This is a genomic window from Kribbella pratensis, from assembly GCF_004366075.1.
Classification (GTDB): Bacteria; Actinomycetota; Actinomycetes; order Propionibacteriales; family Kribbellaceae; genus Kribbella; species Kribbella pratensis.
Genome location: NZ_SODU01000005.1, coordinates 463,192 through 480,625 on the forward strand (window position 1 = coordinate 463,192; position 17,434 = coordinate 480,625).

Here is a 17,434-nt window from a genome sequence, read left to right on the forward strand (position 1 = left end):
TCAAGGAGATTCGGTGCAGCTCTCAACTGTATGGGTGGAATCTGAGAGTAAAGGTGTAGGGCGCTACTTCGAGGGTGTGTTGCTGGGTGGCAGGTGGGCCGCAGGAGGCTGAGCCTAGGCCGTTCTGGGCCAGGTCGAGGTTCAAGTAGATGTGGTCGTGGGGCGTGAGGTCCGAGCGGTGACGGGCGCGTTCCAGGTCTTCGGTGGTCCAGCGGCGGGCGGTGAGCTGGAAGTGCGGCGTACCGGCGACTCGAAAACCGTTGCCGTTGGCATCGGTCAGCGAAGCCCAGCGTACGTCGATGCGGGAGCCGTTCTCCTGCGGTACGACGTACGGCGTCTGCAGCTCGTCTACGGTGCATGCGTACCGTCCCACTCGGGCTGCCTCGCGGCTGTCGGCGTACGCCTCGCCCGGGCCACCGCCGTACCACTGCACGTTCTCCAGCTCCTTGGGGAGCGTCAGCCGTACGCCGACGCGCGGCCAACTGCCGCAGCGTGGTGTGACAGCTGTGCCGGCCCACTCACCCTCCGGCTGTACGTCGACTGTCAGTTGGAGGCCGTGCTCGTTGGCGGTCCAGCTGTACGTCGTGCGCACGCTGACGCCGAGGCCTTCGGGGGCTACTCTCGTGCGCACGATTAGCTCGTTGTCCTGCAGTTCTACGGCGTCGACTCGGTGTAGCAGTCGGTCGAGGCCGGCGGCTCGCCATTCCTGGGTGACGCCGTTCCGGCCGCCTTGGCCGTTGTCGTTGTCGGTGGGGGCACGCCAGAGGTCCAGCTCTGGTCCGTCGACCACCTGTCCGAACAGACGGGTCAGCTTGCCGGTACGACGGTCGAACTCTCCTCCACCGAGTGTTAGCACTTCTCCGTTGTCCACCACGGGAGTCGCCGAGGTGGCAGGTGTCTCGGTGGGTTGATCCAGCACGAACTGGGCCCAGGCAACCTCATGCCCGGCAGTAGCCCACGCTTCGTCCTTCGCCAGCACCGCATACACGGTCAGCACCCGCTCTCCATCAGAAGATGAAGAGGCGAGACCAGCCTCAGGTAGAGCGCAGGCTGGGGCAGTCGACGCGGGCGCGGCGGGGCGGGCGGGAGTGGTGGCGCAGGTGGCGGTGGCGCAGGTGGCGGTGGCGCAGGTGGCGGTGGCGCCGGTGGCGGTCGCGGTGGCGCAGGTGGCGGTGGCGCCGGTGGCGGTCGCGGTGGCGCAGGTGGCGGTGGCGCCGGTGGCGGCCTCGGGGGTGGCGGCCTCGGGGGTGGCGGCCTCGGGGGTGGCGGCCGTGGGGGTCGCGGCCGCGGGGGTGGCGGGCGGGAGGGGGATGGTGGTGGATTGGCCTGGGGGGATGGGCGGGAGGGGCAGGTGGCCGGTGGCTAGTTGTTGGCCGTCTTGGATGAGGGTCCAGTGGAATTGGAGGTCGGTGGTGTCTGTGTAGGTTCGGTGGTTGTGGATGGTTAGAGGGTCGGGGCCGGTGATGCGTACTGGTTCCAGGACCTTCTTGTATTCGGTGAGGCCCGGAGACGGGGTTCGGTCAGGAAACAGCAGACCGTCGATGCAGAAGTTGGTGCCGTGGAGGCGCTCGCCGAAGTCGCCGCCGTACACGTGGTCTGTTGCGCCGGGCAACAACAAGCCATGGTCGATCCACTCCCAGACGAAGCCGCCCTGCAGCCGCGGGTAGTGCTCCAGGATCCGCTGGTAGTCGGCCAACCCGCCAGGACCGTTACCCATCGCATGGGCGTACTCGGCGAGGATGAACGGCAGCGCACGCCGCCTGGCCTCCAGCGAAGGATGTTCCGCGGTCTCCTCCGGCACGTCCTCCGTTCGCGTCCCGATCGCCTCGAGGTCCTCCAGCGGCGGGTACATCAGGCTGTAGAAGTCCGAGAACTCGTACGTCCGGTCCCGCTCGTAGAACACTGCCCGCTCCGGATCCCGCCGCCGCGTCCACGCGGCGAGCTCGCCGAAGTTCCGGCCGCGGTGGCTCTCGTTGGCCAGCGACCAGATCACCACGCTCGGATGGTTCTTGTCGCGCTCGACCATCCGGCGCATCCGGTCGAGCATCATCGGCGCCCAGTCCGGGTCGTCGGCCGGGTTGCCGCGCCAGTCGGTGTAGATGAAGCCGTGCGTCTCGATGTCGCACTCGTCGATGACCCAGAGCCCGAGTTCGTCGCACAGGTCGAGGAACGCGGGATGTGGTGGGTAGTGCGCGGTCCGTACGGCGTTGATGTTGTGCTGCTTCATCAGCACCAGGTCCTGCCGCATCGCCTCGATCGTCATCGCCCGGCCGCGCCGCTCGTCGTGTTCGTGCCGGTTCACGCCGCGGAAGAACAACGGCTTCCCGTTCGCGGTGAACAGCCCGTCGACCATCGCCACGGTCCGGAACCCGATCCGCAGCTCGACCGTCTCCCCCGGCACCTCGACCGTCGCGTCGTACAGCCGCGGCAGCTCAGCCGACCACGGTTCGACCCCACTGATCGTCACCGGCACACCAGGCTCGACGACCACCCCGAGCTCGGGCACCCGCACAACCGCACCCGGCACCGAGTCCGACACCGAGGATGAGCCCAACGACGTGACGTCGACTCGCAGCGTCCCGGCGCCGGTCAGGTGGTCGTACGACGCGTGCACGAAGACGTCGTCGATCAACGGGCGCGCGAGCAGGGTCACGTCCCGGAAGATGCCCGGCAGCCACCACATGTCCTGGTCCTCGAGGTACGAACCTGACGACCACTGGTGGACCCGCACAGCCAGCGTGTTCCGCCCCGGCCTCAACAGCTGCCCGACCGTGAATTCACTCGGCAGCCGGCTCCCCTTCGCGGTCCCGGCCTCGACGCCGTTCACCCACACCTTGAAGCACGAGTCGACGCCCTCGAACCGCAGGACCGCACCGTCGATCGGCCAGTCGTCCGGCAGCTCGAACGTCCGGACGTGGTCGCCCGTCGGGTTCGCGTCCGGTGCGTACGGCGGATCGATCGGGAAGGGAAACGCGGTGTTGGTATACCGCGGTCGGTCGTGTCCCTGGAGTACCCAGTGCCCGGGAACGGTCAGCTCGCCCCAGTCCGCCTCGACCTTTGGCATACCATCCGGCGCGCTGTCCCAGAGCTTGAAGTTCCACTGCCCGTTCAGGCTGATCCGCGGTCGGGACGAGCGCAGCCACGCCCGCGGTTCCCGCGCCCCGGTGCTCGGCGTCAGATCCTCGAAGTACCTCACTGCGCCTCCTTGAGCACCCGAACATCCCACGGCCCCAACTCAACCCGCGCCAACGCACCCTGCCCCGACTCCACCGGCACCAGCGGCACGACAGCCATCGGCGGCTCGACGACCACTGCCGTTCCCGACCAGTTGTGGACGAACCACAGGCGCTCCCCCGCCGCGTTGACCGCCGACAGCGCAGTCACCGACGGAGCCCACAGCCGCGACTCGCCGTGCAATGCCGCGGCCAAAGCACGATCCGGCACTGTCCCGACGTACGTCACCCGCCCGGCACCGAACTGCTTGCTGGTGACGATCGGTCGGCGTCCAGTCGGATGCTCGTACGTCGCCAGTACGTTGGCATCGTCCACGAGCAACGTCTCCGCCCACCGCGTGACATGCCCGTCCAACCCGCTCACCGGCATCGCCGACTCCAAGTTCTCGAACTCCTGGTATGCCATTCCGGCCGCCTCCCGCAACCGCGGCGGCGCGGTCTCAGGACGCGGCCGGGCCTCCAGATCCGCATACCCGGTCCGCGGTCCGACGATCAGATGCCCGCCGTCCCGCGCATAGGAGACCAACCGATTCAGCACCGCGTCCGACGCGACGTAAAGCCCGGCCGCGACGACCACCGGAGCCGACAACGCAGCCTCGAGCCGCTCGACCGGCACCACACCGGGCCGCAACCCGGCGTCCAGAGTCCCCGAATAGAAGGCCTCCACGATCGTCCGGTACGACGCCTTGTCCGGTATACCACCGTGCGTCGCCAACGGCGGCTGGCACTGCATCGCCCAGTCGCTCTCGTTCGACCACAGCACCGCGACGTCCACATCAGGCGTCAGATCGACCACGGACGACCCGGCCGCCGCCAACTCGGCCCCGATCGCAGCGATCTCGCGGTATACCCGTCCCGGCTCCAAATCGTGCCCGAGAATCCCGCCCCAGAACGTTTCTGCCCCGTGATGGATCGAGTGCCAGTGCCAGTACTCGACCATCCGCGCACCACGCGACACCATCGCCCACGCGAGCTGCCGGAGCTGCCCGTCGTACGGCGGCCGGTTCTGGTGCGCGCCGCCGATCGACGTCGCGTTCGTCTCGGTCACCAGGAACGGCTCACCGCGCGACCCGTGGACCCGATCCGCGGCCAGGAACAACTCGGCGACACTCCGCCCGATCCATCCCGGCTCGAGCCGCGATGGATCCGCCGGCCGAGTCAACCCGCCCTGGACGTCGACGTAAATGTTGCCTGCCGCAACGTCCAGCTGTGACGTCAGCGGTACGTCGGCGACCGCCGGCCGGTCGTACGCGAGGCACGTCGTGACGAACTGCCCCGGCCGCCGCAACCCCTGCAGCAACGAGGCCTGCCAGCCGATGAACTCAGAAGTCCGCGCCGCCTGGAACCGCCGCCAGGCCAGGTCGTACGACGGCGTGCTGTTCCCGTCCGGCCGCCACAGCTCGGACCAGTCGCTCAACCGATGCGACCAATACGTCAATCCCCACGCCTCGTTCAGCGCCTCGACGTCGCCGTACGTCCGACGCAATCGAGCCACGAAGTCCTCGAACGCGGACGAGTTGTGAGCCAGCAGCACACCGGGCTCGTTGTCGACCTGGTACCCGATGACCGCCGGATGATCGCGATAGCGCTCCACGATCCGCCGTACGACCCGCTCCGCGTGGAACAGGAACGCGGGCTGCCCGTAGTCGATCTCCTGCCGGATCCCCCACGGCACCGGTACGCCGGTCTGTCGCTCGGCAGCGATCTCCGGGTGTGCGCGTTGCAGCCACGGCGGCACGGCGTACGTCGGCGTCCCGAGGATCACGCCGATCCCGCGGTCACGAGCACCGTCGAGTACCGGGCGGATCCATTCGAGGTCGAAGACGCCGTCCCTTGGTTCCCAGGTCGACCAGACCGACTCACCGACACGGATGGCGGTGATGCCCGCCGCAACCATCAGGTCCAGGTCGGTCGGGACCCGATCACCGAGTGAGCGCGGCAGGTACTCCGGGTAGTAGGCCGTCCCCAGCACGACATGTGGCGGCAGCATGCGCCAACGCTAACCGACACCACGCCACCCATGCAATCGTTTGCACACAGGAGAATCGCACAGAGGAGTCGGGCACAGGGAGCTACGCCCGAGGAGTGGAGCTCGAGGAGTGCGCCCGTGGAGCGCGCACGGGGAGTGCGCGCGTGGAGTGCGCGCGTGGAGTGGCGCCCGTGGAGCGCGCGCGTGGAGTGCGCGCGTGGAGCGCGCGCGTGGAGTGGCGCAGGTGGAGCGGCGCACGGGAGTGCGCGCGGGGAGTGCGCGCCGGAGTGGCGTGCCGGGCTCAGCTTGCGCGGATCCTCGCTCGTCGCCGGGCCGGGCCGGTGCTGGCGCGCACCACGAGCTCCGGGGTGAGCAGGTCCGGCGCCGGCCAGTCGGCGCCGGCGAGCCGCTTGGTCAGCTGTTCCCAGGCGAGTTCGCCCAGCTTGGCCCGCTCGTTGCGCAACGAGGTCAACGGCGGCCGCGAGTACGCCGCGATCGGAATGTCGTCGTACGACGCGACCGACAGCTCGGACGGCACCTCGACGCCGTTGTCGTACATCCAGCTCAGCAGGCCGATCCCGACCAGGTCGTTGAAGGTGATCACCGCGGTCGCCCGGCTGTGCAGCACCGTCGGGCCGGCGTCGTACCCGTGGTTGCCGGACCAGCCCCCGTCGATCTCGTCCAGAGTCACATCGAGCGCCCGCGCCGTACGACGCAACGTCCGTCGGCGCTCCCCATCGGACCAGGACGTGGCCGGACCGCCGACGTACAGCACCCGGCGATGGCCGAGACCGGTGAGATGCTCGAGCAGGAGTCGCGAGGCGGCGCGGTAGTCGATCGCCACCACGCCGGCGTTCTTCACGGTGCGGTTGATGCAGACCACGGGCACCGGCTGCGCCAGCGCCTTCTCCAGGCCGGCGCGGGTCAGTCGCGAGCTGCAGAGCACCAGCGCGCCGGAGTAGTCGACGAGCTCGTCGACGAGTCGCAACTCCTCGGCCGGGTCCTCACTGCTCTCGCCGATCAGCAACCGGTACCCACCGGCCCGCGCGGCGGCGTTGAGGCCCTTCAGAACCTCGGAGAAGAACGGGTTCGTCAGGTCCGGCACCGTCACGCCGACGGTCAGCGGGCGACCGAGCTTGAACTCCTGCGCTCGCTTGTCGGCGCGGTACCCCAGCTGGCCGGCGACCGCGCGCACATGCGCGACCACCTCGGGCGAGATCAGGTCCGAACCGTTCAGCGCCCGCGACACCGTCGAGACCGAGGTACCGGCCTCGCGTGCCACGTCGATCAACCGAACCCGTTCCGCCACTGTCTTCCTCTCAGCCCATGTTCCTTAAGTCTGGCCGATCCGCACGTTCCGGATCGTCACGTCGTCGGCGTACTGTACGACAGCTTCCGCCGCGACTTCGTCGAACCGGCTGTCGGTGATCGCCACCGAGGTGATGTGCTTGGTCTCCGCTCCCACGATGCGGTACGCCCGCTCGGCGCGGGCCACCCGGACCCGGTCGAAGCGGATGCCGCGCACGTCCGGGAACAGCGACTGGTCGCCACCTCCCTGGTAGCTGAAAGTAACCTCCAAAGGACGATACATCCAGGCCCGCGAATCCACGTCGCGGACATCGACATTGTGCACATAGCCACCGCGGGTGGAGGTCGACTTCACGCAGAGCAGCCATTGCAGGTAGGCCTCGTCGGCCGCCGGATCGGCCGGCGCGTACAGACGGCGTACGAAGACGTCCTCGACTCCGCCGCTCATCTCGCTTCCGACAGCGACCGCGGCGCCACCGCTGAGGAACGTGCAGTCCTCCACGATGATCCCGCGCGACGGCAGCCCGAGCCGGCGTCCGTCGGCGTCCCGGCCGGACTTGATCGCGATGCAGTCGTCGTGGGTCGCGAACGTGCAGTCGCGGATCAGTACGTCGGTGCAGGACTCCGGATTGCAGCCGTCGCCGTTCGGGCCCAGGTTGCTGACGGTGACGTCCCGGACGGTGACGTTGCGGCACTCGAGCGGATGGATCGTCCACATCGGCGAGTCCTTCACGGTCACGCCCTCGATCAGCACGTTCGTACACCGGAACGGCTGGACGAAGCTCGGACGGAGGTAGTGCCCCGCACCGAAGACACGCTGCTCGACCGGGACCTGCTCGTTGTTCATCCGCTCCAGCTCGCCCCAGTCGGCGCGCTGGTTCGGCAGGCCGGTGTGCCAGCCGTACTGGCCGCTGCCGATCAGGTACCACCAGTGCTCGTTGTCGCCGGCACCGTCGAGCGTGCCCTTGCCGGTGATGCCGATGTCGGTCTGCCCCTCGGCGCGGATCAGCGACGAGTGGTTGTACACCTCGACGCTCTGCCACCGCGTCCGCACGACGGGCAGGTACGCCGCCGGGTCGGTGCTGAACCGCAGCGTCGCGCCTTCCTCCAGGTGCAGGTCGACGTGACTCAACAGGTTGATCGCACCGGTCTGCCACACCCCCGGCGGTACGACGACATGCCCGCCACCGGCGTGATGGCAGGCGGAGATGGCCGCGGCGATCCCAGCGGTCGCGTCGTCGGGCGTCGCGCCGTACGCCGTGATCGGGAACCAGGCGTCCCGGAAGCGCGGCGGCCGGATCCGCGCTCTGACGAGAGCCTCCTGATCGGCGGCGACCGCGGGCAGTCCGATGCCGGCAGCAACCACCCCTCCGAGTGAGACACCGAGCAGCTGACGACGAGTGGGACGCATAGGACAACCTTCCTCAGGGCGGGTGAGGTAAAGCTTTGCCCGCAAGTATCCAAGAGATTCGGGGCCGGTCAAGCCTTCGTCCACAGCCAGGCGTTGACAGCCCACCGCATGAAAGGCACGATCGGTTGCAATCGTTTGCACGCTAGGAGCCGCGGATGACCGCCCCCGTTAGTCGCCGTACTGTCCTGCTCGCCGGTGGAGCTGCTCTCACCGGTGGATCCCTGCTCGGCGGCGGTACCGCCCCGGCCGCCGCCGAAACCGCACCGGACGCGCAAGTGGCCGCGATCCTGCGAAGGATCTGCCCGCCGCGCTTCCCGGACCGCTGGTACGACGTGACCGACTTCGGCGCGGTCGGCGACGACGCGACCGACTGTACGGCGGCACTCCGCGCGGCGATCGAGACCTGTCACCGGCACGGCGGCGGACACGTCGTCGTACCAGCGGGTGACTACCGGACCGGCGCCGTACACCTGCTCAGCCGCGTCGACCTGCACCTAAAGGCCGGTGCGCGACTGGCGTTCAGCCAGGACCCGGCGGCGTACCTCCCGGTTGTCGCGACGCGCTACGAGGGCACGGAGTGCTACAACTACTCCGCCTTCGTCTATGCGTACGGTCAGCGCGACATCGCGGTCACCGGGCAGGGTGTGCTCGACGGACGCGCCGACGCGACGCACTGGTGGGACTGGACCGGCGGGCCGCCGCCGAACGAGGGACCGGACAAGACGCTGCTGATCCAGATGGCGACGGCAGGCGTTCCGGTCGAGGAGCGGGTGTTCGGCGCGGGTCACAATCTCCGGCCGAACCTGCTGCAGTTCAACCGCTGCGAGAACGTGCTGCTCGACGGCATCACGGTCAAGGACTCGCCGATGTGGAACATCCACCCGGTGCTCTGCCGCAACGTCACGATCCGCGGCGTCACCGTCGACAGCCCGGACGGCCCGAACAACGACGGGATCGACCCGGAGTCCTGCACCGACGTACTTATCGAGGACTGCACGATCTCCACCGGCGACGACTGCATCGCGTTCAAGTCCGGCAAGGACGCCGACGGCCGGCGGGTGAACGTGCCGGCCCGGTACGCCGTCGTGCGGAACTGCGAGATGGCCGACGGGAACGGCGGCGTGACGGCCGGCAGCGAGACCAGCGGCGGCGTGATGGACATCTTCGTCCGCGACTGCCGGATGAGCAGCCCGCACCTCGAGCGCGCGATCCGGATCAAGAGCAATCCGGCCCGCGGCGGGACCATCAGCAACATCGACGTACGCCGGGTGACGGTCGGGCAGGCCGCCGACTCGGCGATCGAGATCGTGCTCAACTACGCGAACGTGACCACCGGGGCGTACCCGCCGGACGTGCACGGCATCACGATCAGCCAGCTCACCGTCGCGTCCGCGCCGCGCGCCCTCAACCTGCTCGGCCTCACCGACGACCCGCTGCGCGACATCCACCTGCACCAGTGCCGCTTCGACGCGATCACCGAGGACAACGTGATCGAGAACGTCGAGGGACTGCGCCTGGATCAGGTCTGGATCAACGGCGCCCGCGTCGACAACTGAAGGAGCCTCACATGGACGACCTGACTCGGAAGAACTTCCTCCGCCTGGGCGGTGCCGCGGCCCTCGCGGGCACGGCCGCGAGCCTCGGCGCCGGCCCTGCCGCCGCGGGAGGCGCGGGCGCAGGCACCGGAAGCGGCAGTGCGGGAAGCGGTACTGCGGCGGCGCAGCTCGGCTCCTCGGCCGGGATCGACCCGGGGCCCGGGTGGGGTCATGTCGGCCACATCCTGTCCACCGTCCGGCCGCCGCGATTCCGCGCCCGCGACTTCTCGATCACCACCTTCGGCGCTGTTCCCGACGGCACCACCCTCGCGACCGGCGCGATCGCAAAGGCGATCGACGCCTGTCATCAGGCCGGCGGCGGGCGCGTCGTCGTACCGGCCGGCACCTTCCTGACCGGCGCGATTCACCTCAAGTCCAACGTCAACCTGCACGTCTCCGACGGCGCCACATTGCTCTTCAGCACCGACCCGGCGCAGTACCTCCCGGTCGTGCTGACCCGCTTCGAAGGCGCCGAGTGCATGAACTACTCGCCGCTCATCTACGCGCGCAACTGCGAGAACATCGCCGTCACCGGCAACGGAACGCTCGACGGCGGTGCGACCTGGGACAACTGGTGGTCCTGGGTCACCCCGTCCGGCCCCGACGCCCAGGCGCTGCAGCAGATGGCGGCGGACGGCGTACCGGTCGCGGATCGGGTGTTCGGCGACGGCCACCACCTGCGCGCCGCGTTCATCGAGACCCAGTCCTGCCGCAACGTGCTGATCGAGGGCGTCACGATCCTGCGTTCGCCGTTCTGGGAGGTGCACCCGGTGCTGTCGCGCAACATCACGGTGCGCGGCCTCCACATCGACAGCCGCGGCCCGAACAACGACGGCGTCAACCCGGAGAGCTCGCAGTACGTCCACATCCAGGACTGCACGTTCAACTGCGGTGACGACTGCATCGCGATCAAGTCCGGCCGCGGCGCCGACGGTCTGCGCGTGAACGTGCCGTCGGAGAACATCCTCATCGAGGACTGCACGCTGAACATCCGGTACGGCGCGATCACGATCGGCAGCGAGATGACCGGCGGCGTCCGGAACGTGTTCGTCCGCAACTGCACGGTCGGCAGCCCGAACCTGTACTTCGGCCTGTACATCAAGACGAACTCGGTCCGCGGCGGTTTCGCCGAGAACATCTACCTGCGCGACCTCGAGATCTCGAACCTGACCAAGGAAGTCGTGTCCTGCAACTTCTACCGCAGCGAGGGCGACGTCGGACCGCTGACGCCGCGGGTGCGGAACGTCGAGCTGCGCAACGTGAACGTCGGCCATGCGCGGAACGCGTTCTCGATCTTCGGGTACCCCCGGTCGCCGATCCAGGACTTCCGGGTGATCGACTGCACGTACACCAGCATCGACGCCGCGAGCTCGATCCAGGACACCGAGCTGACGTTCCAGAACTTCCACGTGAACGGTCAGCTCATCACGGATCCGGCGCAGCTCACGTGACCCCCGGCTGGGCTGACGCCGACCGTATCCTGGCCGATGTCCGGCCGCCCGTCTTTCCCGCAGTCGACTTCCCGATCACGTCGTACGGCGCGGTCGAAAGCGACGCCGGTCCCGGGATCGCGGCCGCCATCCTGGCCTGTCACGAGTCCGGTGGCGGGCGCGTCGTCGTACCGCCCGGCGAATGGCATACCAAAAAGATCCACCTGCTGTCGTACGTCGAGCTGCACGTCAGTGAGGGCGCCACGCTGCTGTTCAGCACCGATCCGGCCGACTACCTGCCGGTCGTGGAGACCCGGTACGAGGGACTCGAGGTGCTCAACCACTCCCCCATGATCTACGCGAACGGCTGCACCGACATCGCGATCACCGGCACCGGGACGCTCGACGGGCAGGGATCGTGGGACACGTGGTGGCAGTGGTTCCACGAGTGCGACGAGGACTTCAAGCGGCTACGCGAGCAGAGCTGGTACGGCGTACCGCTCGCGGACCGTGATGCCGGCGACCGGCTGCGGTCGTCCTTCGTGCAGCCGTACAACTGCACCAACGTGCTCATCGAGGGCGTGACCGTCGTTCGTTCACCGTTCTGGCAGATCCACCCGGTGCTCTGCCGCAACGTGACGATCCGCGACCTGGTCATCGACTCGCAGGGGCCGAACAACGACGGCATCGACCTCGAGTCGTGCCGCTCGGTCGTCGTCTCCGGCTGTGTCATCGACGCCGGCGACGACTGCATCGCGCTCAAGTCCGGTCGCGAGGCGGACGGACTACGGGTCGACGTACCGACCGAGGACGTGCTGATCGAGAACTGCGAGCTGCGGGTCAAGTACGGCGCGATCACGCTCGGCTCGGACCTCACCGGCGGCATCCGCAACGTGTACGTCCGCAACTGCCGGATCGGCGGGCCGTACTTCGCCTTGTACATCAAGACGAATGCGGTCCGCGGCGGCTTCGTGGAGAACGTCTACCTGCGCGACATCACGGTGTCCGAGGTCGTGAAGGAAGTTGTCCAGTGCAACTTCCACCGCGGTGAAGGTGAAGCCGGCCCGCTCACGCCGTACGTCCGGAACGTCGAACTGCGCGGGGTGAAGGTCGAGCGCGCGCGTAATGCGCTGCTGCTCCGCGGCTACCGGAACTCCCGGATCGAGGACTTCCGGCTGGTCGACTGCACCTTCACCGTCGACCAGCCGAGCACGGTGCAACATGCCGGGCTCACGTTCGAGACCGTGACCGTCAACGGGCACCCGGTCAAGGACGTTCACCAGATCAGGTGAAATGAGGGCGGCCCGCCTCGGCCCGGGCCGCCCTCGCCGTCAGGGCAGGTGGGCGCAGTGGACGTCCAGGTCCCACAGGATCACCGACAGCGCGTACGGGCTGATCGTGTGGTCGCCGTGGGTCGCGTCCTCCAGCAACTCCCAGTGGCCGTTCGATTCGTTGCTCACCGCATCGGTCCCGATCACGGCGATCCGCTGCCGCACCGCGGCCTCGTACGACCGGTGCCCGACGCCGTTGAAGCAGCACTCGTCGAAGCGGTTGAGGATCTGGATCTGCCGCCGGTTCGGCCCGACCGAGGCGAGCGCGTAGAAGTCCGGGAAGTCGGCCAGCCCGTAGAACCCGGGTTGCTTGTCCAGCCGCTGCTCCCAGTCGCCGCGCGTCGGGCTCGGCTTCGGCGACCCCGGCCGGACGAAGAACGGCAGCGAGCCGGCCGTCGGGTACGACCGCGTGATCCGGGTGTCGAGTGCCGGGTACACGCTCGTCGCCCAGCCGCCGCCGGACAGTCCGATCATCTGCACGGAGGACGGGCGGTACGTCGCCTGGACGTAGTTCATCGCGACGGCCAGCGGCTCCATGAACAGCGCGAGCGGCGAGTACGTCTCCGACTCCCACAGCGGCAGGTCGTTGTGCGACGGCTGCAGCTGCTTGGTGGGGTCGGCCGGGTCCTGCAGCGTCTTCGGGTTCCAGTGGTAGAACGGCATGGCGAACAGGAGCACGGTGTACCCGTGGTCGAGCAGGCCCTGTGCGACGCGCTGCATCGTGTCCAGGCCCTCACCGTGCCCGTTGTGGTAGAACGCGACCCTCCGGTGCGTGCTCTGCGTCGGCTCGAGTACGAAGACCGTGGCGACGTACCCGAACGGCATCGCCACGTCGAGCTTGTCGTAGCGCCGTACGCCGGTGAACTCGGGCAGCTCCGGTGGCACTCCGACATCCCGCCGTACCGTCGGCAACCCGGTCGGCAACGCGCCGGTGTCCTTCCACACCTGCGCGACCAGCTGCGGCCGCAGCGCGTCCGCGTCGGCGGCGGTGTGGATCTTCATCAGCTCCTCGACGTCCACCCCGACGACGACCTGCGGCAGCGTCTTGTACGTCGCCGCGTGGGCAGCCGCGATCTCGGCGTTCACCGGCGCGACCGGCCGTGGCGCCGGATGCGGCTGCACACCGCCCGCGGGGACTTCCGTCGCGACCGCGCCGGCAGCGTTGAGCGGCCATCCGGTCGCACTGCCGGCTGTCACGGCGAGAGCACCTCCGAGAATGGCCCGACGGTTGACGTTCTTCATGATGGATCACCTTTCGAGGCGGGGAACAACCGGGTGCCATCCGCCGAACACGAACGACGGGTCGCGCAGCTGCGCTGCCTCCTCGTCGCCGAGCTGCCGGGAGCAGGCCAGTCGTGTGCTGGTGTCGAGCGGCTGACCGGTCAGGTCGGTGCTGTGGTACTCCCAGAACCGGATCTGACCGGCGGCCGCGCAGTCGTTGGGGCTGGTGATCTGCCAGCCGGTCTTCTTCACGTGGCTGTCCATCGCGGAGTCGATGAAGACGGCCTGGCTGGTCGGGAACCGGCTGAGCTCGGCCCGCGCCAGGAACACGCTGTCGTCGGCCACCTCCGGCGCGCGGGTCAGCCGCACCCGCACGAAGATGTTGCCGGGCCCGTTGTCGATGTTGCGGACCTGGTTGTAGTAACCCTCGTGCAGCGCCCTCAGCTCCGAGTCCTGCATGAACACGCCGCCGGTCCCCCAGACGAAGTCCACGTCACCCTCGACGTAGCTGTTCGTCACGAACGCCTGTCCTTGCAGGCGGAGACTGTCCTGGTACCCGAGGATGCGAACCCGCGCCAGCACGATCCGGCTCCCGTTCCCGAAGAACGCCTCGGCCTGCGACCCGCGGTACGGCGTGAGGTTCTGCACGGTCACGTCCGTCATCGTGAAGTCGTCGGCGAACACGCCCATCGCGGACCGCCAGCAGTTGAAGCGATCCGACTGCGGGATGAAGCGGCGCTGGCAGTACGACTGCTCGACCGGGACGTTCCCCATCGCGGAGTCGCCGTTGAGCAGGTTGTTGTTCGGGTAGCCGATCACGGTCCGGCCGGCGCCCGCACCGCGGATCGTGAGACCGGGTTTGGTCGGCGGCACCCAGACGAGCTCACGGTAGAGACCGGGGGCGACGTCGATCGTCGCCTGGTGCCCCTCGCCGACGAAGTCGATCGCTGCCTGCACCGTGCAGAAGTCCTTGCCACGTCCGACGGTCAGCTGGGCATCTGATTTCGGATCCAGGCGGGTGCGGATCCGCCAGCCGTCCGCCTTCGTGATCCCTGGGTCGCCTTGCACGAATCCGGGATCGACTGTCACGTAGTACACCTGGCCGGCTTTGAGCCGCTGGTGCGGGTAGACCTTTACAGTCCGCCCGTCGACCACGACCGCCTGGTACGTCCACGTGTGCAGCTCGCCGTAGTCCGTGCGAGCGTCGCCGACCGTCCGGTGGTACGACGTGAGGTCCGCGAGGCTGATCGTGTCGACGACCTCGCCGTCCGCCGCGTGGATGTTCAGCTTGCCGGTCACACCGAGGCGGACCGGTCCCTGGTACGTCAGGCTGAGCGGGGTGTCCGAGCACGTCGCGTCCTCGAGACCCTGCGGCGCGAGTTTCGGCGTACCGCTGGGGCCGGTGGACCAGCCGGTCAGACGTTTGAGCACCGCGGTGAGTTTGGTCGCGGCGACCTGGTGGCCTTGGACGTTCGGGTGCGTGCTGCCGTTGAAGTCGTCCGGCCCGAGCCAGCCCGTCGTGTCGACGTACACGATGCGACTGTCGTTCGTCGCCGCGACCGCCGCCTTGATGTCGTCGGCGTGCGTGCCGTTGAAGGGGCGCAGGGCAACGATCAGCGCCTGTGGGTCCGCCGCGCGGATCTTGCGCAGATAGGCCAGGTACGCCGGGGTGAACTCGGCGCTCGTCGACGCCGCGTCGTTCGTGCCGAAGTTGACGACGACCGCGCCGGGGTCGAAGGGTGCAGCCGGGAAGCCCGCAAGGTTCCAGCCGAAGGACTCCGACGCCGTACCGACGTTGCCGTGACCTTGCTGGATGATGCCCTGCTTGCCGAAGCCGACCTGGTTGGTGTCCGCGCCGAACGCCTGGCCGACCAGGTGCGGGTACGCCTTGGTGCCGTCCGCGCAGTCCGTCCCGAGCTCGGCGCAGAGCGCCATCACGCCTTGGGTGATCGAGTCGCCGTAGAACTCCATGCGGTGCTCGGCGGTCGTCTGCAGCGGGATCAGCTTGGCGTCGGGGGCGAGCTCGATCTTCTCCAGGACGACGCCGGTCTGCAGCGGCACGTTCCAGCGGTTCTCGTACTCGTCGACGTCCTTGACCACGATCTCCGCGGTGTGCGCGACCGTCGGGTCGAGGTTGTCGGCGAACACCTTGTGGTCCGCGTCGGCCTTGTGCAGTACGGGCGCCTGGCCGTCGATTGCGACGTACAACTGGGCCGGGACGGTGATCGACGCGGTGTCGAGCAGTGCGCCGAGGTGCGAGCCGGTGAACCGGAAGCGGACCGAGGACCCGGAGTTCACGGTGATCGCGACGTCGTCGTCCCGGCCCCAGTGCCCGTCGAGCTCGATCCGCGGGTCGAACGGTCCGTACGTCGCCGGGTTCGCGGCTGTTGCTGTACTTGCCGCCGTACTGGCTGACGCTGTCAGGAGGCCGGCTCCGGCCAGGATCACCAGACACAGACTCAAGAGGCGATTTCGCACGGCGTTCTCCTCGCGCGGACCGCCACAACAGAGCCCGGGGCGGTGGGCGGGTAATCCTTTTCCTGGCTACCGTCGCAGTGTCGCGCATTGACGTCAAGGGCTTGTCCGGGGAAATCGGGAAAAGGTTTACATCACGCTACCGGCAGCGATCCGCGCTGGGATCATGGTCCAATGGGCCGGTGAGACGGTATCGATCCTCTGAGCCCGCTGCGGACCGCGCGGCCCGCCCCACGATCCATGACGTGGCGCGGCTGGCCGAGGTCTCGACGGCGACCGTGTCGCGGGTGCTGAGCGGCGGCAAGCCGGTGTCGCCGGAGGTCGCCGACCGCGTTCGCGTCGCCGCCCAGGACGTCGGCTACCGGCCGAACCCGGCGGCCCAGACGCTGTTGCGCGGCAGCAGCCGGACGGTCGGCGTCGTCGTACCGGACCTCGGAAACCCGTACTTCGCCGAGATCCTCAAGGGTGTCGCCTCCGAGGCGGCCGCCACCGAACACCACACGCTGGTCGCCGGCACCGACGAGGACCCTGAGCAGGAGTACCGCTCCGCGATCGAGCTCGCCCGCTGGGTCGACGGGCTGCTGCTGTGCGCGCCCCGGATGAGTACGCCCCGCCTGCGCGAGGTCGCCGAGGCTGCACGCCGGCTCGTCCTGATCAACCGGGTACTGCGGCATTCAGCGGTCGGATCGGTCGTGGTCGACTACCACCTCGGCGTCCGCGCGCTCTGCGAACATCTGGCGTCACTCGGGCACAAGCGGATCGCGTACCTGCAGGGCCCGACTGCCGCGTGGTCCGATCAGCAACGCCAACGCGGTTTCCGCTCACCGGAGGCGTCCGGTCTCACGATCTTCCGGGTGCCGTGCGGCTCGACGCTCGTCGACGGACAGGCCGCGGTGGACGAGGCGCTCACGTACAAGCCGACCGCGATGATCTGCTTCAACGACCACGTCGCCGTCGGCGTCCTCAGCCGCCTGCGCGAACTCGGTCTCTCCGTCCCCGGCGACATCTCCGTCGCCGGTATCGACAACGCCCCAATGAGCGCCCACACCGACCCCGGCCTCACGACGTACGCCGTCTCCACCATCGAACTGGGCCGCCAAGCCTGGGAACGCTTCACCCCCCGAGTAACCACCGCCACCACCCACCTCCAAGGCGAACTGGTGATCCGCTCCTCCACCGCACCCCCACCCCACCGCCCCCACCGCTAACCGCACCCGCCCCAACCCCACCGCACATACAACCCACCCGCCCCACCCCACGCACCACCGCACGTACCACCGCACGTACGACCGCACGTACCACCTCCGCACGCACCACAGCACGCCCCACCCCATCGCACGCACCAGCACCCGCCCCACCCACCGCATGCACGCACCACCGCACGTACCACCTCCGCACGCCCACCCCACCGCACGCACCACAGCACGCCCCACCCCATCGCACGCACCAGCACCCGCCCCA

10 protein-coding genes are annotated in these 17,434 nt (G+C 68.6%); 4 read left to right on the plus strand and 6 right to left on the minus strand.

The window, feature by feature from the left end; genetic code table 11:
• Positions 1-22: 22 nt before the first annotated feature.
• From EV137_RS40925 to EV137_RS38905, 4 genes are all read right to left on the minus strand, one after another.
• Positions 23-3,196 (minus strand): glycoside hydrolase family 2 TIM barrel-domain containing protein, encoded by a 3,174-nt coding sequence (locus tag EV137_RS40925; protein WP_202871339.1) that lies wholly within the window; start codon positions 3,194-3,196, stop codon positions 23-25.
• On the minus strand, positions 3,193-5,223 hold the full coding sequence (locus EV137_RS38895) for a beta-galactosidase (RefSeq protein WP_134133140.1): 2,031 nt from the start codon (positions 5,221-5,223) through the stop codon (positions 3,193-3,195). Before EV137_RS38895 ends, EV137_RS40925 begins: the two co-directional genes overlap by 4 nt.
• 280 nt (positions 5,224-5,503) lie before the next feature.
• Positions 5,504-6,511 carry a LacI family DNA-binding transcriptional regulator gene (locus tag EV137_RS38900; protein ID WP_134010708.1) on the minus strand — a complete coding sequence of 336 codons (1,008 nt, stop codon included), beginning with the start codon at positions 6,509-6,511 and terminating at the stop codon, positions 5,504-5,506.
• A 24-nt stretch (positions 6,512-6,535) separates the two neighbouring features.
• Complete coding sequence (locus EV137_RS38905; RefSeq protein ID WP_134133141.1) at positions 6,536-7,921, minus strand: glycoside hydrolase family 28 protein; 1,386 nt, start codon at positions 7,919-7,921, stop codon at positions 6,536-6,538.
• A gap of 155 nt (positions 7,922-8,076) precedes the next feature.
• Between EV137_RS38905 and EV137_RS38910 the strand changes: the two genes are divergently transcribed.
• The 3 genes from EV137_RS38910 to EV137_RS38920 are packed head-to-tail and all read left to right on the plus strand — an operon-like array spanning position 8,077 to position 12,238.
• Positions 8,077-9,477: a glycoside hydrolase family 28 protein gene (locus tag EV137_RS38910; protein ID WP_202871340.1), complete on the plus strand. Its 1,401-nt coding sequence runs from the start codon at positions 8,077-8,079 to the stop codon at positions 9,475-9,477.
• A gap of 11 nt (positions 9,478-9,488) precedes the next feature.
• Entirely contained in the window at positions 9,489-10,967 is a 1,479-nt protein-coding gene (locus EV137_RS38915; protein WP_134010704.1) for a glycoside hydrolase family 28 protein, read from the plus strand.
• Positions 10,964-12,238: a glycoside hydrolase family 28 protein gene (locus EV137_RS38920; RefSeq protein WP_134133143.1), complete on the plus strand. Its 1,275-nt coding sequence runs from the start codon at positions 10,964-10,966 to the stop codon at positions 12,236-12,238. Before EV137_RS38915 ends, EV137_RS38920 begins: the two co-directional genes overlap by 4 nt.
• 39 nt (positions 12,239-12,277) lie before the next feature.
• Here the strand turns inward: EV137_RS38920 and EV137_RS38925 are convergent, their stop codons facing one another.
• Both EV137_RS38925 and EV137_RS38930 read right to left on the minus strand, forming a co-directional pair.
• Positions 12,278-13,519 carry a hypothetical protein gene (locus tag EV137_RS38925; RefSeq protein ID WP_134133144.1) on the minus strand — a complete coding sequence of 414 codons (1,242 nt, stop codon included), beginning with the start codon at positions 13,517-13,519 and terminating at the stop codon, positions 12,278-12,280.
• Positions 13,520-13,525: 6 nt separating this feature from the next.
• On the minus strand, positions 13,526-15,976 hold the full coding sequence (locus tag EV137_RS38930; protein ID WP_134133145.1) for a pectinesterase family protein: 2,451 nt from the start codon (positions 15,974-15,976) through the stop codon (positions 13,526-13,528).
• 179 nt (positions 15,977-16,155) lie between these two features.
• Here EV137_RS38930 and EV137_RS38935 point away from each other — a divergent pair, with 179 nt between their 5' ends.
• Complete coding sequence (locus EV137_RS38935) at positions 16,156-17,181, plus strand: LacI family DNA-binding transcriptional regulator (RefSeq protein ID WP_134133147.1); 1,026 nt, start codon at positions 16,156-16,158, stop codon at positions 17,179-17,181.
• Positions 17,182-17,434: the final 253 nt, after the last annotated feature.